General features: G+C 66.8%; 21 protein-coding genes (1 of these 21 only partly in view). 8 read left to right on the top strand and 13 right to left on the bottom strand.

All coding sequences use genetic code 11. The features are described from left to right. The 4 genes from hfaA to AC3IPP_RS12575 all read left to right on the top strand — a co-directional run. Positions 1 to 234: the 3' portion of a holdfast anchoring protein HfaA gene (gene hfaA / locus AC3IPP_RS12560; RefSeq protein WP_489149209.1), read on the top strand. Its footprint begins 183 nt before the window's first position; the window shows 234 of its 417 coding nt (coding positions 184-417); its start codon lies beyond the left edge, outside the window; it ends in the stop codon at positions 232 to 234. Continuing rightward, positions 231 to 1,250 carry a holdfast anchoring protein HfaB gene (hfaB, locus tag AC3IPP_RS12565; protein ID WP_087141900.1) on the top strand — a complete coding sequence of 340 codons (1,020 nt, stop codon included), beginning with the start codon at positions 231 to 233 and terminating at the stop codon, positions 1,248 to 1,250. The genes hfaA and hfaB overlap by 4 nt, the downstream gene beginning before the upstream one ends. Continuing rightward, complete coding sequence (hfaD, locus tag AC3IPP_RS12570; RefSeq protein ID WP_489149210.1) at positions 1,177 to 2,442, top strand: holdfast anchor protein HfaD; 1,266 nt, start codon at positions 1,177 to 1,179, stop codon at positions 2,440 to 2,442. Before hfaB ends, hfaD begins: the two co-directional genes overlap by 74 nt. A gap of 138 nt (positions 2,443 to 2,580) precedes the next feature. After that, positions 2,581 to 5,460, top strand: a complete 2,880-nt coding sequence (locus tag AC3IPP_RS12575) for a M16 family metallopeptidase (protein ID WP_489149211.1) — start codon at positions 2,581 to 2,583, stop codon at positions 5,458 to 5,460. Between the two features lie 124 nt (positions 5,461 to 5,584). On the opposite strand, the gene AC3IPP_RS12580 is transcribed toward AC3IPP_RS12575, so the two are convergent. Together AC3IPP_RS12580 and AC3IPP_RS12585 are read right to left on the bottom strand one after the other, a co-directional pair. Continuing rightward, positions 5,585 to 6,220: a hypothetical protein gene (locus AC3IPP_RS12580; protein ID WP_087141907.1), complete on the bottom strand. Its 636-nt coding sequence runs from the start codon at positions 6,218 to 6,220 to the stop codon at positions 5,585 to 5,587. Positions 6,221 to 6,535: 315 nt separating this feature from the next. After that, positions 6,536 to 7,066, bottom strand: coding sequence for a gamma carbonic anhydrase family protein (locus AC3IPP_RS12585; protein ID WP_087141897.1), 531 nt, complete (start codon positions 7,064 to 7,066; stop codon positions 6,536 to 6,538). A gap of 299 nt (positions 7,067 to 7,365) precedes the next feature. Here AC3IPP_RS12585 and AC3IPP_RS12590 point away from each other — a divergent pair, with 299 nt between their 5' ends. Beyond that, positions 7,366 to 8,145 carry a PhoH family protein gene (locus tag AC3IPP_RS12590; protein WP_313576692.1) on the top strand — a complete coding sequence of 260 codons (780 nt, stop codon included), beginning with the start codon at positions 7,366 to 7,368 and terminating at the stop codon, positions 8,143 to 8,145. A 123-nt stretch (positions 8,146 to 8,268) separates the two neighbouring features. Here AC3IPP_RS12590 and dxs read toward each other — a convergent pair whose 3' ends face one another. The 5 genes from dxs to AC3IPP_RS12615 all read right to left on the bottom strand — a co-directional run bounded on the left by dxs (position 8,269) and on the right by AC3IPP_RS12615 (position 12,467). Then, on the bottom strand, positions 8,269 to 10,179 hold the full coding sequence (gene dxs, locus AC3IPP_RS12595) for a 1-deoxy-D-xylulose-5-phosphate synthase (protein ID WP_489149212.1): 1,911 nt from the start codon (positions 10,177 to 10,179) through the stop codon (positions 8,269 to 8,271). A 67-nt stretch (positions 10,180 to 10,246) separates the two neighbouring features. Next, positions 10,247 to 11,152 carry a polyprenyl synthetase family protein gene (locus AC3IPP_RS12600; protein ID WP_125901561.1) on the bottom strand — a complete coding sequence of 302 codons (906 nt, stop codon included), beginning with the start codon at positions 11,150 to 11,152 and terminating at the stop codon, positions 10,247 to 10,249. 2 nt (positions 11,153 to 11,154) lie between these two features. Beyond that, the gene (locus tag AC3IPP_RS12605) at positions 11,155 to 11,511 is read right to left on the bottom strand and encodes a tRNA-binding protein (protein ID WP_087141894.1); all 357 of its coding nucleotides are present in this window, start codon (positions 11,509 to 11,511) and stop codon (positions 11,155 to 11,157) included. After that, the gene (locus tag AC3IPP_RS12610; RefSeq protein ID WP_040344421.1) at positions 11,511 to 11,768 is read right to left on the bottom strand and encodes an exodeoxyribonuclease VII small subunit; all 258 of its coding nucleotides are present in this window, start codon (positions 11,766 to 11,768) and stop codon (positions 11,511 to 11,513) included. Before AC3IPP_RS12610 ends, AC3IPP_RS12605 begins: the two co-directional genes overlap by 1 nt. Positions 11,769 to 11,828: 60 nt before the next feature. Then, positions 11,829 to 12,467 carry a histidine phosphatase family protein gene (locus AC3IPP_RS12615; protein ID WP_087141893.1) on the bottom strand — a complete coding sequence of 213 codons (639 nt, stop codon included), beginning with the start codon at positions 12,465 to 12,467 and terminating at the stop codon, positions 11,829 to 11,831. Between the two features lie 235 nt (positions 12,468 to 12,702). Here AC3IPP_RS12615 and AC3IPP_RS12620 point away from each other — a divergent pair, with 235 nt between their 5' ends. Genes AC3IPP_RS12620 through AC3IPP_RS12630 form a run of 3 tightly spaced genes read left to right on the top strand, consistent with a single transcriptional unit; the run spans position 12,703 to position 16,000 of the window. Further along, positions 12,703 to 13,230, top strand: a complete 528-nt coding sequence (locus AC3IPP_RS12620; RefSeq protein ID WP_489149213.1) for a GNAT family N-acetyltransferase — start codon at positions 12,703 to 12,705, stop codon at positions 13,228 to 13,230. 20 nt (positions 13,231 to 13,250) lie between these two features. Further along, a complete protein-coding gene (locus AC3IPP_RS12625) occupies positions 13,251 to 14,429 on the top strand; it encodes a vWA domain-containing protein (protein ID WP_489149214.1) in 1,179 nt (392 codons plus the stop codon). Between the two features lie 56 nt (positions 14,430 to 14,485). After that, entirely contained in the window at positions 14,486 to 16,000 is a 1,515-nt protein-coding gene (locus AC3IPP_RS12630; protein WP_489149215.1) for a serine hydrolase domain-containing protein, read from the top strand. A gap of 47 nt (positions 16,001 to 16,047) precedes the next feature. Here AC3IPP_RS12630 and AC3IPP_RS12635 read toward each other — a convergent pair whose 3' ends face one another. From AC3IPP_RS12635 to flhA, 6 genes are all read right to left on the bottom strand, one after another. Further along, positions 16,048 to 16,230: a CsbD family protein gene (locus tag AC3IPP_RS12635; protein ID WP_087141890.1), complete on the bottom strand. Its 183-nt coding sequence runs from the start codon at positions 16,228 to 16,230 to the stop codon at positions 16,048 to 16,050. A 64-nt stretch (positions 16,231 to 16,294) separates the two neighbouring features. Next, the gene (locus tag AC3IPP_RS12640) at positions 16,295 to 16,771 is read right to left on the bottom strand and encodes an NUDIX domain-containing protein (RefSeq protein ID WP_087141889.1); all 477 of its coding nucleotides are present in this window, start codon (positions 16,769 to 16,771) and stop codon (positions 16,295 to 16,297) included. 50 nt (positions 16,772 to 16,821) lie between these two features. Then, positions 16,822 to 17,811 (bottom strand): sensor histidine kinase, encoded by a 990-nt coding sequence (locus AC3IPP_RS12645; RefSeq protein ID WP_489177413.1) that lies wholly within the window; start codon positions 17,809 to 17,811, stop codon positions 16,822 to 16,824. 58 nt (positions 17,812 to 17,869) lie between these two features. Further along, positions 17,870 to 18,268, bottom strand: a complete 399-nt coding sequence (locus tag AC3IPP_RS12650; protein WP_040344682.1) for a response regulator — start codon at positions 18,266 to 18,268, stop codon at positions 17,870 to 17,872. A gap of 20 nt (positions 18,269 to 18,288) precedes the next feature. After that, complete coding sequence (locus AC3IPP_RS12655) at positions 18,289 to 19,824, bottom strand: sensor histidine kinase (RefSeq protein WP_489149217.1); 1,536 nt, start codon at positions 19,822 to 19,824, stop codon at positions 18,289 to 18,291. Between the two features lie 54 nt (positions 19,825 to 19,878). Then, complete coding sequence (gene flhA, locus AC3IPP_RS12660) at positions 19,879 to 21,978, bottom strand: flagellar biosynthesis protein FlhA (RefSeq protein WP_087141886.1); 2,100 nt, start codon at positions 21,976 to 21,978, stop codon at positions 19,879 to 19,881. Between the last annotated feature and the right edge of the window lie 9 nt (positions 21,979 to 21,987).

A 21,987-nucleotide genomic window follows, 5' to 3' on the forward strand; every position in this document is an offset into this window, starting at 1 on the left:
ATCATCCAACAGAACGGCAGCGCCTATTCGCGCAGCGACAGCAGCTCTTCGTCCAGCCACTTCAGCGGCGGCGTCGGATCGGGCGGCGGAACCAATATCGGCGGCTCCACCGCCATCGGCAACAACCTGAATGTGGTCGTCCAGGGCAACCGCAACACGGTCGTCGTCAACTCCAACCAGACCAACAACGGCGCCATCAACGCCGGCACCACCCTGAACGGGCCCCGTCCATGAACATCTCCGCCATCCGTCGCTCGCCCGTGCGCGCCTTCGGCTGCGTCGCCGCCGCCGCTGCTCTGTTGAGCGGCTGCGCCACCTCGGCCGGTCCCTCGGGCCAGTACGCCAAGCCGATCGGCAACGCGCCGGTCACGTCGAACCCGACGCCCTATTCGACCGCGCTGTATTGCCTGGCCGACTATGCGCGCCGCTACAACCTGCCCTCGCCGCGCATGGCTGTGGGCCGGATCAGCGACTACACCGGCTCCATCTCCTCGGACGGCGGTCGCCAGATCACCCAGGGCGCGTCCCTGATGGCCAACACCGCCCTGGCGAAAGCCGGCGCCCGCATCGTCGAGCGCTACGACACCTCGGTCTCCGAACTGGAGCTGCGCTACGCCAACAACAAGCTGATCGGCGACGACCAGCCGAACGGCGCGCCTCAGGACGCCGCCTTCCGCCGCATCCTGGCCGGTCAGGTGCCGGGTTCCGACTTCTATGTGGTCGGCGGCATCACCGAGGTGAACTACAACATCCGCTCGGGCGGCTTCGACATCGCCGGCGGCGAAGTGGGCCAGAACGGCGGCTCGGGCCTGCTCACCGGCAAGGTCTTCGTGATGAACGTCGCGATCGACCTGCGCCTGGTGCAGACCACCACCCTCGAGGTCGTGGACGTCGTCTCCTATCAGAAGCAGATCGTCGGCCGCGAAGTGTCGGCGGGCGTCTTCGACTTCCTGAACGGCAATGTCTTCGACATCTCGGCTGGCACCAGCGGCCTGGAGCCGGTCCAACTGGCGGTCCGCGCCCTGGTCGAACGCGCCACGGTCGAGTTCATGGCCAATCTGTACGGCGCTCCCGGCCCGGAAATCTGCCTCAACCCCGCCAACGACCCGCTGGGCGACAGCCCGGTCGGCGCCACTGGCGGCTACTATCCTGCTTACGCAAATACGGACACGAACAATGGCCAAACTCGCGCCGACCCGTCTCGCTGGCACGATCGCCGCGACAACGCTGTGCGTGATGGCGGCCGCTGAGGCCCCTTCCGCTCAAGCTCGAGCCCAGGATCGCGGTCTGGTCCTGAATGAACAGCTCAACCTGGGCGACGTCATCAGCGGTCAACGCCTGAACGTCGTCAACGTCAGCGACAACGTCGCCGTGTCGAACGCCGCCATGGGCAACGCCCTGTCCGGCGGCGCCGACGGCCGCGCCGCCGACATCCGCTCAACCCAGGACATGCAGGGCGCCGCCGTGGCGGACACCTCGCTGACCCTGCGCGGCGAGACGGGCTATGTGAACAGCGTGACCCAGGCGCGCGGCAACTATCTGGCCGGGACCGCGGTCAACACGGGCATCGATGTCGACGCCGGTCAGAACCTGAACGGCAATGTCACGGCGCGCAGCCAGATCGTGGAGACCGGCGCTCGCCTGAACTACGGCGGCCATGTCTCGGCCGACGCCATCGGCAACACCGTCGCCCTGGGCGCCAGCGGTACGGGCGAGCAGCGCGGCGCGATCACGGGTCGCACCGATCAGAACTCGACCGGCGAAATCTACGCCGAGAACGAGGCTCGCTTCACCTACGCCCCAGCGCCGGCCGTCTTCAGCAGCCAGGCTTCGGCCAACGCCGTGCAGGCGACCTCGACGCCGAACTCGCACCAGAATCTGTCGGTCAGCCAGAGCGCCTCGGGCGCAGGCGTCACCGCCTGGACCGGCGTGTGGGCAGGCAACGCCTGGGACATCGCCGCGCGCAGCCGCGCCGCCTCCAACCAGGCCGCCTTCTATAATCAGGGCGGTTCGCTGGTCGTGGACGTGGATCAGCAGAACTCGGCGGAGGTGCTGTCGCGCACCGAACTCAGCTCCTATGACTTCGGCGCCGCCCATTCGACGGCCGAGGCCGTGGGCAATGAGGTCCATGCGGGCAACAACGACATCTACGTCAGCATCGACAACACCCAGATGAACACCGGCGGCGTCACCGCCAGCGCCGGTTTCACGGGCCAGAACGGCTATGACGCCTATGTCGGGGCCAATGCGGCGGGCAACGCCGTCACCGGCTTCGCCTGCTCGACCTGCGGCGGCGACCTGAACGTGCGCAACAGCCAGACCAACATGGGCGACGTGCGGGCGACGGCGACGACCAACATCAACGGCTGGGGTCGCAACGTCGTTGCGGGCGCCAACGCCGTCGGCAACACCGCGAGCTTCTACGTCACGGGTCCGAATTAACTTTCGGTAACTTGAGGTAGTCAAGTTCGTTTGTCACCGTAAACAGGCGCGGGGCTGAAGAAGCTTCGCGCCTGTTTTACGTGCAGGGCCGCAATCAGTCCCGGGGGCCGCCCGCTCGCACGTCGCGGAGACTACCGAATGCGATCCCCTCGCCGCCTGCTGCTGCTTGCCGCGTCCAGCCTCGCCCTGATGAGCGGCGCAGCGCTTCCCGCCGTCGCCCTGACGCCTCCCTCAGCCGTCGCGACGCAGGACGCCCAACCCTCCAAGCCTTGGGCCCAGGCGACCAGCGACATTCCGGCCGATGCGGCCGTGCGCTTCGGCGTCCTGCCCAACGGCATGCGCTACGCCATCATGAAGAACGCCACCCCTCCCGGTCAGGCGTCGCTGCGCCTGCGGATCGCGGCCGGTTCGCTGATGGAAAACGAGGACCAGCTGGGTCTGGCCCACTTCATGGAGCACATGGCCTTCAACGGCACGACAAACGTGCCCGAGAACGAGCTGCTGCGGATTCTGGAGCGTCTGGGTCTGGCCTTCGGCGCCGACACCAACGCCTTCACCAGCTTCGACCAGACCGCCTATACGCTGGAGCTGCCGCGCACCAACGACGAGACCGTCGACACCTCGCTGCGGATCATGCGCGAGCAGGTTTCCGAAGCCCTGATGAAGGCTGAGGACATCGATTCCGAACGCGGCGTGATCGAGGGTGAAGAGCGCCTGCGCAACACCCCGGCCCTGCGCTCGCTGAAGGCGCAGATCGCCCTGCTGGCGCCGGGCCAGCGCCTGTCGAACCGTCTGCCGATCGGCGACCTCAGCATTATCCGCAGCGCTCCGCGCGAGCGCTTCGTCGAGTTCTACGAGGCCTATTACCGCCCCGAGCGCGCCACCATGATCGCGGTCGGCGACTTCGACGTCGATCAGATGGAAGCCAAGATCAGGGCGACCTTCTCGGACTGGACGCCCAAGGCCGCCGACGGGCCTGAGCCCGATCTGGGACAGGTCGCCCCGCGCCAGCCCGAAACCCGCATCCTGGTCGAGCCGGGCGTGCAGTCCTCGGTTCAGTTGAACTGGATCCGCAATCCCGACCTCGATCCCGACACGGCGGCGCAACGTCGCGACAGCCTGTTGCAGAACCTGGGCATGGCTGTGCTGAACCGTCGCCTGGGCGAACTGGCCCGCGCCGACAACCCGCCCTTCATCGGCGCCGGCGGCGGCCAGGGGACTCTGTTCAAGACCCTGGACCTCGGCAGCGTCTCGGCCGCCTTCAACCCCGGCGGAATCAAGCGCGCCCTGGAAACCATCGAGCAGGAACAGCGCCGCCTGGTGCAGTTCGGCGTCTCGCAGGTCGAACTGGATCGTGAGATCGCCAACACCCGCACCGCCCTGGAAAACGCCGTCCAGGCCGCAGCGACGCGCAGCACCCCGGCTTTGGCCAACGCCCTGCTAGGCGCCGCCAACGACGACAAGGTCTTCTCGGCGCCAGCGTCCGATCTCGCCCTGTTTGAAACCGCAGTGAAGGATCTCAAGGCCGAACAGGTCAGCGCCGAGGTCAAGCGCGCCTTTGAAGGCCAAGGCCCCCTGGCCCTGGTCATCACGCCCGAACCGATCGAAGGCGGCGAAGCGGGCGTCACCGCCCTGCTGGAAGCCAGCCGCGCCACGCCCGTGACCGCCCCGGCCGTCCAGGCCGAACTGGCATGGCCCTACGCCGACTTCGGCGCCGCCGCCACGCCGGTCTCGACCACCGAAGTCGCCGCCGTCGGCGCCACGGTCGTCACCTTCCCCAACGGCGTGCGCCTGACCGTCAAGCCGACGGCCTTCAAGGATCAGCAGATCCTAATCTCGGTCCGCACCGGCATCGGCGAAATGGGCCTGCCGACCGACAGCTTCACGTCTCAATCCCTGGCCCCCATGGTCTTCACGGCCGGCGGCCTGGGCAAGCTGACGGCGGACGAACTGAACCGCGTCCTGACCGGCAAGATCTACGGCGCGGGCTTCGCCATCGACGGCGACGCCTACCAACTGACGGGCGCCACCCGTCCGGCCGATCTGCAACTGCAGATGCAGGTGCTGGCCGCCTATCTGACCGATCCGGGCCTGCGTCCGGCGCCGTTCGAGCAGATCAAGGCCGTCCTGCCGCAGTTCATGGCTCAGCAGATGGCCACGCCCAGCGGCGCCTTCAGCCTTCAAGCCAGCGGCCTGCTGGCCAGCGGCGACAAGCGCGAATCCATGCCCTCGCCCGAGGAAATCGCCGCCTTCACCCTGGATGAGCTGAAGCAGGGCGTGGTTCAGGGCCTGGCCTCCGGCCCGATCGACATCGTCATGGTCGGGGACGTCAAGCTCGAGGACGCCGTCGCCTCGGTCGCCTCGACCTTCGCCGCCCTGCCCGCCCGCGCCCCGGCCGCCCAGCCGACGGCCGGTTCGGATCAGCGCCGCTTCCCGGCGCCGACGGCCCAGCCGATCCGCCTGACCCACGCCGGTCCGGCGGAACAGGGCCTGGCCTATATCGCCTGGCCGACCACCGATGCGGTCAACGATCGCACCGAGTCACGCCGGGCCGCCATCCTGGCCGAGGTGCTCAAGCTGCGCGTCCTGGACGAAATCCGCGAGAAGCAGGCCCTGGCCTATTCGCCCAGCGTCCGCGCCTCGGCGTCCGACGTGTTCCAGGGCTATGGCTCCATCTCGATCACCGCCGACACGGCGCCCGAGAAGTTCGGCGCCTTCTTCACCGCCGTCGACGCCATCATCGCCGACCTGCGCGACAAGCCGGTCAGCGAGGACGAGCTGAACCGCGCACGCCTGCCGGTTATCGAGTCCCTGCGTCGCAGCCAGGCCGGCAACGAGTACTGGCTGGGCCAGCTGGAAGATCTGGCCGCCAGGCCCGCCTCTCTGGAGCAGATCCAGACGCACATCAGCGACCTGGAATCCTTCACCGCCGCCGACATCCAGGCGGCCGCCCGACAGTATCTGAAGCCGGATACGGCGTGGAAGGCCGAGGTCGTCTCGGCCAACGCCGCGCAGTAAGTTTGCTCCAGACGAAGAAAGGGCCCGTTCCGCAAGGAACGGGCCCAGTCGTTTAGGCCTATCGACGGAGAGTCGATGTCTGGACCTTAGGCGTCTTCGCCTGTCGCCAGGCTGAACAGCCGGTTCAGAAAACCCGGCCGCCGACCCCGCCGTCCATCATGATCATGCCCGTGGACGCTGCGCCCTCGACCATTTCCTCGCGATACTCGGTGTAGGTCTCTTCGCGCATCATGCTCAGCACCTTCACGCCGGCGCCGTAACGACGCAGCAGCGAGCGCTCGTTGCACTGGCGCGCCTGCTGTTCAGGGCGGCATTCCAGACGCCCGCCCGCACCGTGCCACAGAGCGTCGCCCTTGTTGCAGGCCACGGTCTCGCCCGGCGCGCCTTCGGCGTCGCTGATGGTCCATTGCAGCTTCGTGCCCGCCAGGCAGCGATACAGTTCGCCGTCATAGCTGTTGGCGACGTCCCGGCCCGGCGTCACCTGAGACGCGGGGTGCGGCACATTGCGGTCGTCGATGCAGACAGCCTGCAGCACGACCTGCTTCTCGATGCGACGCGTAGCGGTGAAGGGCACGCGCACCGACTGCATTCCGCCCTGGACGTTCAGCCCCTGGATGGTGGTCGGATAAGGCTGATCGACGTTGAAATAGGCGCCGCCGCCGCCCGCGACGATGACCGTCGATCCCGCCCGCGATCCTGACCAGGCCCGCGCCGAAGCGTTGGCGCTGGCGTTCGCATTGACGTTCACGTTCACATTCACATTGCCGCCGCCCGAACCGCAGCACGGAGGGGGCGGAGGCGGCAGGCAGCTCGAAGGCCCGCACTGCGCCGCAGCGGCATCGGCGACCGCCATCAGCCCCACAAAGGCCACGGCTCCCGCCAGCATTTTCGTAATCCCTATCCGCATGGGATCGGACTCCTGCATTGATCTTCAGCAGAGGCAATGCAAGCGCCGGGCCGTTTCAGACGTCCGACATTGGGCGTTTTCATCCCCCTTGAGGCGAGTTTGCGCCATTCCGCCTCGCCTCTCGGGCCGTCTGTCTCATTGTGAGCCGTGCCATTGTGGGGCGACGGATCAGTCGAGACGTTTCAACCCGCCCGCATAGCGACGCCAGTTCTGCACATAGTGCTGGGCCGAGATGCGCAGCGCCTCGATCTGCCCCTCTTCCAATTCCCGGACCACCTTGCCGGGTTGGCCCATGACCAGGCTGTTGTCGGGAATGACCTTGCCCTCGGTGATCAGGGCGTTGGCGCCGATCAGGCAGTTCTTCCCGATGCGCGCCCCGTTCAGGATGACCGCGCCGATGCCGATCAGGCTGTTATCGCCGATCTCGCACCCATGCAGCATCACCTTGTGCCCCACCGTCACGCCGGCGCCGATGGTCAGGGGCGAGCCGACGTCAGTGTGCAGGATGCCGCCATCCTGAATATTCGTGTCAGCCCCGATGACGATGGGGTCGTTGTCTCCGCGCAGCACGGCGTTGAACCAGATGCTGGCGCCCGGATGCAGAATCACGTTCCCTAGAACGGTTGCATTCGGCGCGATCCAGTATTCGCCCTCCGGCGGAAGCTGAGGCTTGCTGTCGCCTAGGCTGTAAACACTCATCCGAACACCGCCTATTCTTCTCAAAACGAAGGCTTTAACCCTTCAGAAACCACGTTAGCATCAGACTGTTGATGCGATTCGGCAGGCCCCATTCGCCCCCGGATCCGAAGCCGGATCAAGCCCGGTCCGGTCAGACGCTGGAGAATGCGCTTGGCGTGTTCACGACCAGTTCGGGGACGGCGACGCACCTGCTGCGGCGAAGACCCTGCGACCGTTCGGGACGGCTGCGCGACTTCGGCCCCCACCTCCCCCACCGACGACCAAGGCGAGACCCTGCCGGGCTCGCCTTTTTTCATGCCCTGGAGGCGTCCATGAGCAAACGATCGGCCATCAAGCGTCAGCTGCGCGAAGGCGTGCTGGATTCGCCCGAATTCATTCAGGACGCCAAGGTGCGGCGATTGCCCGCCCGCGTCGGCGGCTGGTCGCCCGTGCCCTCGAACGACGAGCGGGACCAGGGCTATATGAAGACGCTGAAACCCAAGTCCGACGGCCAGGCCGAACTGATGGAGGCGGTCGACCACGCCAACCTTGTTCTGGCGCTGGGTCCCGCAGGCACCGGCAAGACCTATCTGGCCGTCGCCAAGGCGGTCGAGGCGCTGGAGGCGGGCAAGGTCGGCCGCATCGTCCTGAGCCGTCCCGCCGTCGAGGCCGGGGAATCGATCGGCTTCCTGCCCGGCGACATGGAGGACAAGCTGGCCCCCTATCTGCGGCCGCTCTACGACGCCCTGTCGGATCGTCTCAGCATGAAGCGGGTCAAGGCCCTGATGGCCGAGGGCCTGATCGAGATCGCCCCCATCGGCTATATGCGCGGCCGCACCCTGAACAACGCTTTCATCGTCGTGGATGAGGCGCAGAACTGCACCTACGTCCAGTTGAAGATGCTGCTGACCCGGCTGGGCTGGCACTCGACCATGGTGGTCACAGGCGACCCGCAGCAATCCGACCTGCTGCCGGGAGTCTCCGGCCTGTCCGACATCGCCGAGCGACTGGAGGCCGTGCCCGAAATCGCTGTCGTCCGCCTGGCCGAACGCGACATCGTGCGCCACCCGCTGGTGGCCAGCATGATCGGGGTGCTGTGACCCGCGCCTTCCTCTGGTGAGAGAAAGAAAAAATAGAGTCCAATTCGTCTGAATCGTCTGAAATCTCCCCTCGGCCCGCATGCAGTCTAGCACAGGGGCCAAGGGGGGATGGTCGATTGCGACCTAGGCTCGCGCGGCCCGGCTGGCGTCGACGCCCAGCGCCGTCACCGCGGCGGCGGCGATGTGTTCGGCGTTCAGACCGGCCTGGGCGTACATGACCTCGGGTTTGTCCTGATCCTGGAAGATGTCGGGCAGGTGCAGGGTGCGGATCTTCAGCCCGCCGTCCAGCGCGCCCTTCTCGGCCAGAAGCTGAAGCACGAAGGCGCCAAAGCCGCCCATGGCGCCCTCTTCGACCGTGATCAGCGCCTCATGCTCGCGCGCCAGACGCAGGATCAGGTCGGCGTCCAGCGGCTTGGCGAAGCGGGCGTCGGCGACGGTGGCCGACACGCCGCGCGCCGCCAGCATATCGGCGGCCTTGAGCGATTCCTGCAGGCGGGTGCCCAGTGACAGGATGGCGACGGACGTGCCTTCGCGGACGATGCGGCCCTTGCCGATCTCCAGCGGGGCGGCCAGTTCGGGAATGTCGACGCCGACACCCTCGCCGCGCGGATAGCGGAAGGCGCTGGGGCGGTCGTCGATGGCCAGTGAGGTCGAGATCATCGCCGCCAGTTCGGCCTCGTCCGAGGCCGCCATCAGCACCATGCCCGGCAGGGCGCCCATATAGCCGATGTCGAACGACCCGGCGTGGGTCGAGCCATCGGCGCCCACCAGACCGGCGCGGTCCATGGCGAAGCGCACCGGCAGAGACTGGATCGCCACATCGTGGACGACCTGATCATAGCCGCGCTGGAGGAAGGTCGAATACAGGGCGCAGACCGGCTTCATCCCATCGGCGGCCAGACCGGCGGCGAAGGTGACGGCGTGCTGCTCGGCGATGCCGACATCAAAGGTGCGGTCCGGGAAGGCCTGACCGAACAGGTCCAGCCCGGTGCCCGACGGCATGGCGGCAGTGATGGCCATGACGGTCGGATCGACCTGAGCGTGCTTGATCAGCTCGGTGCCGAAGACCTTGGTGTAGCTGGGGGCGTTGGAGACGGCCTTGGCCTGCTTGCCCGAGATCACGTCGAACTTGACCACCGCGTGCAGCTTGTCGGCGCTGCTTTCGGCCGGGGCATAGCCCTTGCCCTTCTGCGTGACGACGTGGACCAGCACCGGGCGGTCAGTGATGGCCGCCGCATTCTTCAGAATGGGGACCAGATTCTCCATGTCGTGACCGTCGATCGGTCCGACGTAGTAGAAGCCCAACTCCTCGAACAGGGTGCCGCCCACGATCATGCCGCGGGCGTATTCCTCGGCCTTGCGCGCGGCGTCGCGGAACGGGCGCGGCATGTGGTCGACGAACTTCTTCCCGACCTTGCGGATGTTCTGATAGGCGCCGCCCGAGACCTGCTTGGCCAGATAGGCGCTCATGCCGCCGACGGGCGGAGCGATCGACATGTCGTTGTCGTTCAGGATGACCATCAGCTGGCCGCTGGTGGCCTCGGCGGCGTTGTTCATCGCCTCATAGGCCATGCCCGCCGACAGGGAGCCGTCGCCGATGACGGCCACGACGCGGTTGTTCCCGCCCTTGGCGTCGCGCGCGGCGGCGAAGCCCAGCGCGGCCGAGATGGAGGTCGAGGCGTGGGCCGCGCCGAAAGGATCGTATTCGCTCTCGGACCGCTTGGTGAAGCCCGACAGGCCGCCGCCCTGACGCAGGGTCCGCATCCGGTCGCGCCGCCCGGTCAGGATCTTGTGCGGGTAGCACTGGTGGCCGACGTCCCAGATCAGAATGTCGTCCGGCGTCTCGAAGACGTGGTGCAGGGCGACCGTCAGCTCGACCACGCCCAGACCGGCGCCCAGGTGCCCGCCCGTCACGGACACGGCGTCAATAGTCTCGGCCCGCACCTCGTCCGCCAGCTGTTTCAGCTGAGGAATGTCGAAGCCCCGCGTGTCGGCGGGAAACTTGACGGTGTTGAGAAGCGGGGTGTGGGGCATGGGAATCGGGGGCCTTCAGACGACGGAGCGTCAAACAGTAACCCGCTGAGGGCGGGCGCGTTTCCTATCAGGACCGGCGTTTAAGCACAAAGTCCACGCTGGCCTTGAGGATTTCGGCCTCATGACCGAACAGGTCAAGGTGCGAGCGGGCCTGATCGGCCAGATGCGCGACCCTCTGCCGCGCCGCATCGACGCCCAGCAGGGTCACGAAGTTGGTCTTGCCCAGGGCCGCATCCTTGCCGCCCGCCGCCTTGCCCATCTCCTCGGCCGAGCCTTCCGCGTCCAGAACATCGTCGACGATCTGATAGGCCAGGCCGATGTCGTGGGCGAAGCTGGTCAGGGCGTGCCAGGCGGCTTCGTTGGCGTCGGCGATGATCAGCGGGATCTCGAAAGCATAGGCGAACAGGGCGCCCGTCTTCAGGCGCTGCATCCGGGCCACCCCGCCCAGATCGTCGCGCACCCCCATCAGGTCGATCATCTGGCCGCCCGCCATGCCGCGCGCGCCCGAGGCGAAGGACAGACGCCGCGCCAGTTCGCAGCGCACGGCCGCATCGTCGTGCGTGTCCTCGTCCAGGATGATGTCGAAGGCCGCCGTCTGAAGCGCGTCGCCCGCCAGAATGGCCGTCGCCTCGTCATAAGCGATGTGCAGGGTCGGGCGGCCGCGCCGCACGTCGTCGTCGTCCATCGCCGGCAGGTCGTCATGCACCAGCGAATAGGCGTGGACGCATTCCAGGGCGCAGGCGGCGCGCAGGACGGCGCACTCCTCGACCTCCAGCATCCGCCCCGCCTCGATGGCGAAGAAGGGACGCAGCCGCTTGCCCGGCCCGAGCGCCGCATAGCGCATGGCCTCGGTCAGGCGCGCCTCCGGCCCATCGGCGCGCGGCAGCAACTGGTCCAGGGCGACCGTGACCAGATCGGCGATCTCGGCCACGCGGTCGATGACGGCCTGTTCCGGCGAGTTGGCGGCGAGCATGGTCAAAACAGCCTCCCGCCCAGCGGCAGGTCACGATCGACGCCGGCCAGGACGACGTTCCCCTCCGCGTCCGGGAAGCCCAGGGTCAGCACCTCAGACTTCACCGGCCCGATCTGGCGCGGCGGGAAGTTGACGACGGCGGCGACCTTGCGGCCGTGCAGTTCGTCCAGAGTGTAGTGATGGGTGATCTGGGCCGAGGACTTCTTGACGCCGATCGCCTCGCCGAAATCGATGGTCAGCTTATAGGCGGGCTTGCGCGCCTCGGGGAAAGGCTCGGCCTTGATGATCTGGCCGACGCGCACATCGACCTTCATGAAGTCGTCGAAGCCGATCTGCGGCGCGAGTTCGGAACCGGACATCAGCCGAACTCAGCCGGTTCGACGCCCTTGGCCTGGCCGTCGGCGCCGACGACGATCTTCTCGACCCGCAGCTGGGCGGCCTTCAGCCGCGCCTCGCAGTGAGCCTTCAGCCGCGCGCCCTCTTCATACAGGGCGATGGATTCCTCGAGCGGGGCCTGACCCGATTCCAGGCGCGAAACGATGCCCTCCAGACGCGACAGGGCGTCCTCGAAGCTGAGGTCGGCGGGCACGGCGGGGGAAGCGGATGCGTCAGTCATGATGGGCGCAACCTAGAGAGGCAGGCGCGCCGCTTCAACGGCCTTCCTGACGCCGCAACGTCAGCGCCTCACGAAACGGCGCTGGGACCAGTATTTGAAGCCCTGGTTGTGGGCCAAACGCCAGCCGTGCGCCTTCAACCGCTGGCCGACCATGTGGTTGAAATAGCCGTGCGCCAGCACCAGGACGTCATGGCCTTCCGAGGCGCGGGCGATCAGGACGCGCGCGGCCTGATCGGCGCGAACCTCGGCCTCGGCGCGGGTCTCCTGGCCCTCGTGATGATTGAAGGCGTGCCACCAGATGCGCGAGATCACGCCCCAGTAGCGCGGCGACAGCTTGATCCAGGCCGGGAAATGCGGCGGCGGCAGCGGCGCCTCGATGAACAGGGCGTCGACCAGGACGTCGCGGTTCGGCGCCACGGCGCGGGCGGTTTCCTGGGCGCGCGGTCGGGTGGAGGCGTAGATCGCCCCGGCGCCCTCGGCCGTGCTCAGCAGGGCCTGGGGCGGCGTCTGACCCGCACGCAGGCCGCCGATCTCATAGCGGCCCCACCAGTCGCGATACTGGTCCGAGGTGATCATGCATTTGCGCGACAGCGCCGGCTCGCCATGGCGCGCCAGGGTGATCGCGCCATAGGCGGTCTCCGACTCGGCGGAGCCGGCGGCCGCAACCGGCGTCTGAACTGCGGATTCGGAATGAGTCATGAGTGCAGGAGAAGTCATAGCACGGGGATCAGCCTGTGAAACCAAGGCCTTGGCGTCCCTCTACCTCCCCGATCCCAGCATTGGCGTGCGCCGCGAACAGCGCACCTTGGACAAAGGTGGTAGCTCCCACCGCGCGCCCCTGCAACCACGCAAAGATGACGAGGCTGCAATGAACAGGGCGCGGGACGCCCCGACGCGCCTTCACCCGGCCTCCGCGCGGCGCTATGCGTCAATCATGAGCGAACCTGTGATCCGTCCCGCCCGCCCCGAAGACGCCGCCGCCCTGGCCGTGCTGGGCCGCCAGACCTTCATCGACACCTTCGTCACCGGCTTCGGCATTCCCTATCCGACCGCCGACCTGACCGCCTTCCTGGACGCCAGCTTCAACACCGAGGCCATCACCAAGAAGCTGGCCGAGCCGGGCGCCGCCTGGTGGGCAGCCGAGCGTGACGGCGAACTGCTGGCCTTCGCCAACGCCGGGCCGAACACCCTGCCCCACCCCGACGGCCGCGCCAGCCACGCCGAGCTGCGTCGCCTCTACGTCGGCAAGCAGGCGCAAGGACTAGGCCTGGGCACAAAGCTGCTGAAGATCTCGCTGGACTGGATGGAGGCCCACACCGACGGCCCCCTGTGGATCGGCGTCTGGAGCGGCAACGAAAAGGCCCAGAAGCTGTACGCCGCCTACGGCTTCGAGAAGGCGGGCGAGTATCAATATCCCGTCGGCGCCTGGATGGACGACGAGTTCATCTTGCGGCGCGGCTAGGCCGGGGCCAGTCTGAGCCCATGCTCCTGCCCTTCTTCACCGCCCTGCGCGAGGCCAAGGTGCCTGTGTCGCTCAAGGAATGGCTCCATCTGATGGAGGCCATGGACAAGGGCGTGGCCGGGCGCGACGTCGAGGCCTTCTACCACCTGTCGCGCGCCGTCCTGGTCAAGGACGAGAAGCACTACGACCGCTTCGATCAGGTCTTCGGCAAGGTGTTCAAGGGACTGGAGGGCGTCAGCCCCGGCGAGGAGATCACCGCCGACATCCCCGAGGATTGGCTGCGCCTGCTGACCGAAAAATACCTGACCGACGAAGAGAAGGCCCAGATCGAGGCGCTCGGCGGGTTCGAGCAGTTGATGGAGACGCTGAAGCAGCGTCTGGAGGAGCAGAAGGAGCGCCACCAAGGCGGCAACCGCTGGATCGGTACGGGCGGAACCAGCCCCTTCGGCCACGGCGGCTACAATCCCGAGGGCGTCCGCATCGGCGGCCCCGGACGTCACGGCCGCGCGGTCAAGGTCTGGGAAAAGCGCGAGTATCGCAATCTCGACGACACGGTCGAACTGGGCACGCGCAACATCAAGGTGGCTCTGCGTCGCCTGCGCCGCTTCGCCCGCGAAGGCGCGGCCGAGGAACTGGACATCGACGGCACCATCGACGGTACGGCCCGTCAGGGCTGGCTGGACATTCACATGCGGCCCGAGCGGCGCAACACCATCAAGGTGCTGTTGTTCCTCGACGTCGGCGGCTCGATGGACGGCCATATCCAGCTGTGTGAAGAGCTGTTCTCGGCCGCGCGGACGGAATTCAAGAACCTGGAGTTCTTCTACTTCCACAACTGCCTCTACGAAGGGGTGTGGAAGGACAACCGGCGCCGCCACAGCGAACGCCTCCCCACCTGGGATCTGATCCACAAATACCCCGGCGACTGGCGCGCCATCTTCGTCGGCGACGCAACCATGTCGCCTTATGAAGTGACCATGCCCGGCGGCTCGGTCGAGCACTGGAATGAGGAAGCCGGCGCCGTCTGGCTGAAACGCGCCCGCGAACAGTGGGACAAGTCGGTCTGGCTGAACCCCGTCCCCGAACGCCACTGGTCCTACACCCCCTCGGTCAGCCTGATCGGCGAGGTGATGGAGCACCGCATGTTCCCCCTGACGCTGGAGGGACTGGAGCGGGCCATGCGGACCCTGGCGCGGTAAACGCCCCTGCATCCAAAACGCCTTCTGCCTGCCTCTGACCGTAGGGAGGAAGCCAGATGCACATCAGCCGCACCACGAGCGCCCGCCTGAGAGTCGCCGCCTTCATCGCCATGGCGACGTGGGGGTCTGTCGGCCACGCTGAAATCCCCAAGACGCGCAGGGAAGCCGTCGCCGATATCGACGCCTTCGTCGGGCAAGCGATGGCGCGGGTCGAGGCGACGCCGGGGCTGGCCCTGGCCGTTGTCGAGGGCGATGAAACCCTCATGACGACAGGATACGGGGTCGCCGACATCCGGTCAGGGGCGAGGGTGGATTCGAACACCGGCTTCTACATCGCCTCGGCGACCAAGGCCTTCACCGCCCTGGGCTTCGCCGCGATGGCGACACGAGGCGAGGTCAACCTGGACGCGCCCGTAGACGAGTGGTCGCCGGGGTCGGGCTTGCCGACGGATCTGGCGAAGGCGACCAGCTTGACCGACCTGCTGAGCCATCGCGCCGGTCTGGATAACGACGCGATCGCGTTTCGGACCGCCTATTCCGGCGAGCATACGCCGCAGATCATGCACGGGCTGCTGGCGCGCACCACGCCCAACGCCGCGGCGCCGCACGGCGTGTTTCGCTACACCAACGTCGGCTACAACCTGGCGACCATCCTGCTGGAAGCACGCACGGGCGAGGACTGGCGCGCCATGGTTGAGAACGAGGTTCTGACGCCCGCCGGGATGACGCATACCACCGCGCGCGTGTCGCGGGCCCAGGGCCAAGGCGTGTTGGCGGCCGGCCATTTCGGCGACGGAGCGACACCCGAAGCCAGCCGTCTGCAGAAGGTCGACGCCACCATGCACTCGGCCGGGGGCCTGATCTCGACCGCCCACGACATGGCGCGCTGGCTGGAGTTGCAGATCAACGACGGCGTCATCGACGGGCGGCGCGCCCTTCCCCAGGGGCTAGTCGCCTCGACCCACGTGGTGCGAGCGGCGCAGGATCAGCAGTTCGGCGCCTATCATCGCGACGGCTATGGCCTGGGCTGGCAGCGAGGGCGATACGGTCAGGACGTGCTGATCCATCATTTCGGCAATTTCGCCGGATCGCGGGCGCACGTCTCCTTCATGCCGGAACGCCGGGTCGGCGTGGCGGTGATGATCAATGAGGATCTGGTCGCAGGCGAACTGGCCGACGTCGTCGCCAACTACGTCTATGATCGCCTGTCGGGGCGAGCGGATCTGGAGGCGGCCTATGAGGCGGAACTGTCCGCCTTAGTCGAGCGACGGAATCAGAGACAAACAGCGCTGGCTCGCGCAAAGATCGAGCGTGCAGCGCGGAACTGGCCGCTATCTCGGCCCAACAGCGCCTATGCCGGGCTCTATGAGAACGCCGCCTACGGGACGATTGAGGTGATCGAAACGGGCAGCGGGCTGGATATCCGCGCGGGCGTGATGCGAGCGCAGGCCGAAGCCTTCACCGAGGCGGAGAGTCTGCGGGTAGAACTGATCCCCTTTCAGGGACAGGTCATCGTCTTCGACGGCCCCGACAGCCTGACTTTCAAGGGCGAGCGTTTCTTCCGCCGCTAAAAGGTTCGGCCGCCGCCGCGCAAGGGCGGCGGCCGAGCTGGACGAAGTCAGCCCTTGTCGCCCTTCAGCGCGTCCTTCACGCCGCCGACGGCGTTCTGGACCTTGCCCGCCACCTGATCGGCGCGGCCTTCGGCTTTCAGCTTTTCATCACCGGTCAGCTTGCCGGCGGCTTCCTTGAGCTTGCCGCCGATGTTCTTGGCGGCGCCTTCGATACGGTCGTGGTCGGGCATGGGGAGCTCCCTGTCTTGCGGACCGCCGGGACTGGCGGCCCTCAAGGAAAACAACCCTTTTTCTCTAGCGAGGTTCCGCAGCCGTGGCTGACGCATGCCTGCCGCGCAGCCAGCGTGCAACGGCCCAGCTGTGCGCCTCATGGCGCAGGCTGAACAGGGCGCGCAGCGGCTCCAGCCAGACCAGCTCATGATCCGCTTCCTGCTTGGCCGAGGGATCGGCGCCGGTCACGTTCACGAGCCAGACGCCGCCGACGTTGTTGACCGGCGTACCGTCCGACTTGAGGAAGTACTGCGCCGCCTCGGTCAGACGGTCGACCGGCTGGATGATCAGGCCGGTCTCCTCGGCGAACTCGCGCACCAGTGCCTGCTGTTCCGTCTCTTCGCCGTCCAGGGCGCCGCCGGGCAGATCGAAATAGGCGTGCCCATCGCCGCGATCCACGCGCACGCAGGCCAGGCGGCCTTCACGCTCGGCGATGCCGAAGACAGCGGGGCGGTGGATGTAATCGAGACCGGGACGGGCCGTGCCAAACTGAAGCTTCATCGTGGGAGATTAACCCTGCCGCGTCGCTGGACGAAACCCCCAAAGCGTCGTCAGAGATCAAACGCCAGACGGGCGCGCACGCCATGATGCGCCGGATCCACCTCGATCGCCGAGCGCAGTCCGCCCGCCATGGCCGAGATGATCTTGGAGCCCAGACCCGTGCCCTTGGGCAGACCGTCGCCCAGGCCGGGTCCGTCATCCTCGACCGTCAGCTGGGCGCGTCGTCCATCCTCGACACGCGCCAGGATCACACGAATCTCGCCTGCCGCGCCCGGCTCATAGGCGTATTTGACGGCGTTGGTGACCAGTTCCGTCACGATGACGCCCAGGGAGACGGCCTGATCGGTCGTCACCTGCAAGGCCTCGGCGCGCAACGCCAGCCGCGGCCCGCCGTCCTCGGGGCCGATGGACTTGCCCAGCTCCTCGATCAGGCCGGCCAGGTATTCATCCATCTGCACCCGCTCGACATCAGCCGAGGTGTAGAGGCGCCGGTGAACATGGGCCACAGCCTCGATCCGCACCTGCGCCTCTCGCAGGGCGTCGCGCGCGCCCTCGTCGGCCAGTTGGCGCAATTGCAGGGAGATGAAGCTGGACACCAGTTGCAGGGAGTTGCCGACGCGATGGTTCACCTCGCGCAGCAGGGCCTCGGCGCGGTCGCGCGCCTGGCGAACCTCTTCATGCGCCTCTTCGTTCTCGCGTTCCAGACGACGCCGCAGCAGGGCGTCCTCGACGGCTGAGCGCAACAGGGCGGTGAAGTCCTCGGACACGTCCTTGATGACGTAGTCGGCGGCCCCTGCACGCAGGGCGGCGACGGCGATGCGGCCGTCCTGAGCGCCCGTGACATAGACCACCGGCGGCGGCGTCGGCAGGGCCAGGATGTCGGGCAGGACGTCCAGACCTTCGCGGCCCGGCATGTAGTGGTCCAGGGCGCAGACATCGAACTGGCCCGCCTTCAGCACCTCATAGCCGCTGTCCGCGTCGGGTGCGCAGATGACCTCATAGCCGTGGCGGCCAAGCTCCTTCTGGACCAACCGGGACAAGCCCCGGTCGTCGTCGATGTACAAGAGACGTATGGCGGCCCCCGGTTCCGTCACGGCGTCAGATCTCAGGCGCCTGCATGACCGACAGGAACAGGCCCAGCTGGCGGATGGCGCCGGCGAAAGCCTCATAGTCCACCGGCTTGGTGATGTAGACGTTGCAGCCCAGATCGTAGCAGCGCTGAATCTCGACCTTGTCGTCGGTGGTGGTCAGCACGACCACGGGCGCGCGGCGCAGATTGTCGTCGGACTTGACCCGATCAAGGATGTCCGTGCCAGACATGTCCGGCAGGTTCAGGTCCAGAAGGATCAGCAGGGGGCCGGTGCGCCCCACCTCGTCGCTGAAGAGATAATCGAGCGCCGCCTCGCCATGATCGAAATGAACGATGTCGTTGGCGATGTTCGCCCGCCGGATGTTCTTCTCAATGAGCTTGGCGTGCCCATGATCGTCCTCGACCATGACGATCTTCACCGAGTGGCTCACAGACGATCTCCTTGGTAGTCACCCAGCATAGTCAGACGTTTCGGAAATTTCAGATGAAAAGTCGACCCCTGGCCGAGTTCTGATTCGACATCGATGGAGCCGCCGAGGCGGCGCACGATGTTGCGCACGAAGGCTAGGCCCAGGCCCTCGCCCGGCTTGTCCTGCTTGCCCGCCCGACGGAACAGCTCGAAAATCCGCTCGTGATCCTTGGGCGACACGCCCCGGCCATTGTCGCTGATGCGATACTCGACCCAGCCGCCGGGCGCCTCCTGGCCCTGGACCTCGACACGGATCGGGCGGTCGGGCTGCTGATACTTCACCGCATTATCGATCAGGTTTCCGAAAATCTGCTCGATCGCCAAGCGATCGCTCTCCAGCACCGGCAGGCGACCGATCACCACCTCGCCGCCCGTCTCCACGACCTGATGGTGAACCGTATCGGCGATGGTCTGGACCATGCCGCTCATGTCCAGCACCTCCGGCGCCAGGGCCCGGCGCCCCTCGCGCGACAGGCGCAGGATGGCGTTGATGAGCCGGTCCATCTTGGCCGTCGAGGTGCGGATGAAGCCCACGGCCTCGGGCGCGTCCTCGCGCACGGCGCGCACCGCTTCAGGGTCCACCAAGCCGGGGTGGGCGGCCTCGACCGCCGTCAACTGCTCGTCCAGCTGTTTGGCGACCTGCTCCAGTTCGGAGGTGTAGCCCATGACGTTGACCAGGGGCGCGCGCAGATCGTGGCTGACGATATAGGCGAAGCGCTGAATCTCTTCATTGGCGCGGGTCAATTCGGCGGTGCGATCGCGCACCTCGTTCTCCAGCCCGGCGTTGACGCGATCCAGTTCGAAATGCGCCGCCTCGATCTCGGCCACATAGCGTCGCACCAGCCAGACGCTGATCCCCGCCAGCACCAGGATCAGCACCCCGGCCAGGGCGTTGACCGCCACGGTCACGGCCTGGGCCCATTCCGACTGCTGGGTGCGTTCGGCCAGACGTCTTGCTTCAATGGCGTCGATGGCGGCCAGTTCGACGCGCATGGCGTCCATCAAAGTCTTGCCCTGCCCGCCGCGAATGCGCGAGACGGCCTCGCCGATACGGCCCGTGCGCGTCAGGTTGATGGTTTCATCCATCAGGCCCAGCCGATCCCGTGTCATCTGCCTGACCTTGACCACGCGCGCCGAGGACTCCGCGTCGTTGGCGACCAGGCTCTCAAGACGCTCGAGCACCGCCGGCAGCTTAGCGACAGCGTTATCATGCACGCCCAGATACTCGGTCCGCGCCGTCAGCATGAAGCCGCGCTGCCCCGTCTCGGCGTCAGTCAGCAGCATCAGCGTGTCCTTGGCCGCCAGGCGCACCTGCTGGCTGTGGTCCACGGTGTCGTTGTAGTTGGAGGTTCGTTGGATCATCACCAGCGTCGCCGTATTGACGGCCAGAAGCAGCAGCAGCGCCAAGGCCAGCAAGGCGATGATCGAGCGACTGAGGGTCGGGGTGCGCAGGAAGATTCCAAAGGTGCGCAGGGCCGGCCGAATGCGTTTCATGCTCCGAACCTTATTCGCCGTCGAAGCCGTGTCCAGCCTTTACCACGCTGCGACCTAGACTGAACCGACCGTCCTGAGCCGAGCCTTGGGGTGAATCTCATTCTGGCTCATCACCACCGTCTGTCCGCGGAAGCGTTCGATGATGGATCGGACGTAGGGGCGCACCTGCGGTCCGGTCAGCAGAACCGGGTTCTCACCCGTCATGGCGGCGCGTTCGAACACGTCGCGAACGGCGCGGATGAAGTCCTGAAGCTTGCTGGGCGCCATGGCCAGTTGCTTGTCTTCGCCGGGACCGATCAGGCTCTCGGCGAAGGCCTGCTCCCACTCGGGCGACAGGGTGACGATGGGCAGGGCGCCGTCGTCGGCCTTGTGCTGCCAGCACAGCTGGCGGGCCAGACGGCCGCGGACGTGCTCGACCAGGGTGGCGACGCTGGTGGTGTGCGGCGCCGCCTCGGCCAGGCCTTCCAGGATGGCGGGCAGGTCGCGGATCGACACCTTCTCGCGCAGCAGGCTTTGCAGCACGCGCTGAAGCGTGGTCACGGTGACGACCGAGGGGATCAGTTCCTCGACCAGCTTCTGCTCTTCGCCCTTCAGCTCCTTCAGCAGCTTCTGCACCTCGGCGTAGGAGAGCAGCTCAGCCATGTTCTCCTTGAGGATTTCGGTCAGGTGGGTGGTCAGCACCGTCGAGGGGTCGACGATGGTGTAGCCGCGGAAGGTCGCCTCTTCGCGCAGGGACTCGTCGATCCAGGTCGCGGGCAGGCCGAAGGCGGGCTCGCGCGTATGCTCGCCGGGCAGTTCGACCTGACGCCCGGCCGGGTCCATCGCCATCAGCGAGCCGAGGCGCACCTCGCCCGAACCGGCGTCCATCTCCTTGATGCGGATGGCGTAGCCCTGATTGGACAGGCGCATGTTGTCGAGGATGCGCACGCTGGGCATGACGAAGCCGTACTCCTGGGCCAGCGAACGGCGCAGGGCGCGGATCTGGTCCGTCAGGCGGCGGCCCTCCAGGTCGTTGATGAGGGCCAGCAGGGCGTAACCCAGCTCGATCTTCACCTCATCGATGGTCAGGGCGGTGGAGATCGGCTCCTCGACGTCCTCCTTCGGTTTCAGGTTCACCGGCTCGGCGGGGGGCGGCTTCAGCCGGTCGCGGCCCAGCTTCCACGCCATGAAGCCCGTGCCCAGCGCCAGGGCGGCGAACGGCAGCAGCGGCATGCCGGGGATCAGCCCGATCAGACCCGCCGTGCCGGACACCACGCCCAGCGACACCGGATTGCTGGCCAACTGGGCGACGAAGGCCTTGTCGGCCGAACCCTCGACCCCCGCCTTGGTCACCAGGAAACCCGCCGCCACTGAGACGATGATGGCCGGGATCTGCGTCACCAGGCCGTCGCCGACCGTCAACTGGACATAGGTGTTGGCCGCCTCCATCGCGGGCATGCCGTGCTGAACCACACCGATCAACAGGCCCCCGATGGCATTGATGAAGGTTATGATCAGGCCCGCCACGGCGTCGCCGCGCACGAATTTGGACGCGCCGTCCATGGCCCCGAAGAAGGTCGATTCCTGCTCCAGCTCCTTGCGACGCAGCTTGGCCTGTTCTTCGTTGATCAGGCCCGACGACAGATCGGCGTCGATCGCCATCTGCTTGCCCGGCATGGAGTCCAGGGTGAAGCGGGCCGAAACCTCGGCGATACGGGTGGCGCCCTTGGTGATGACCACGAAGTTCACCACCAGCAGGATGGCGAAGATGATCACCCCGATGATGAAGTTGCCCCCCATCATCAGTTCGCCGAAGGCCTGGATGATCTTGCCCGCGCTGTCGTGGCCTTCCTGACCGTTGCTAAGGATCAGCCGCGTCGAGGCCAGGTTCAGACCCAGCCGGAACAGGGTCGAGACCAGCAGCACCGTGGGGAAGATGGCGAAGTCCAGAGGCCGCTTCATCATCACGGCCGTCATCAGGATCAGAACGCTGGACACCAGAGAGATGGCCAGCAGCAGATCCAGAAGCATCTTCGGGACCGGCAGGATCAGCAGCATGATGATGGCGATGACGCCCATCGCCATGCCGACCTCGCCGCGCATCAGCCAGCCGAGCGCGTCGCGCCCCGTAGGGCGCGCCATGCCGTCCTTCATCAGGATGGGCGCGTCAGCCATGACGACGTG

The organism is Brevundimonas sp. KH_060, from assembly GCF_057838275.1.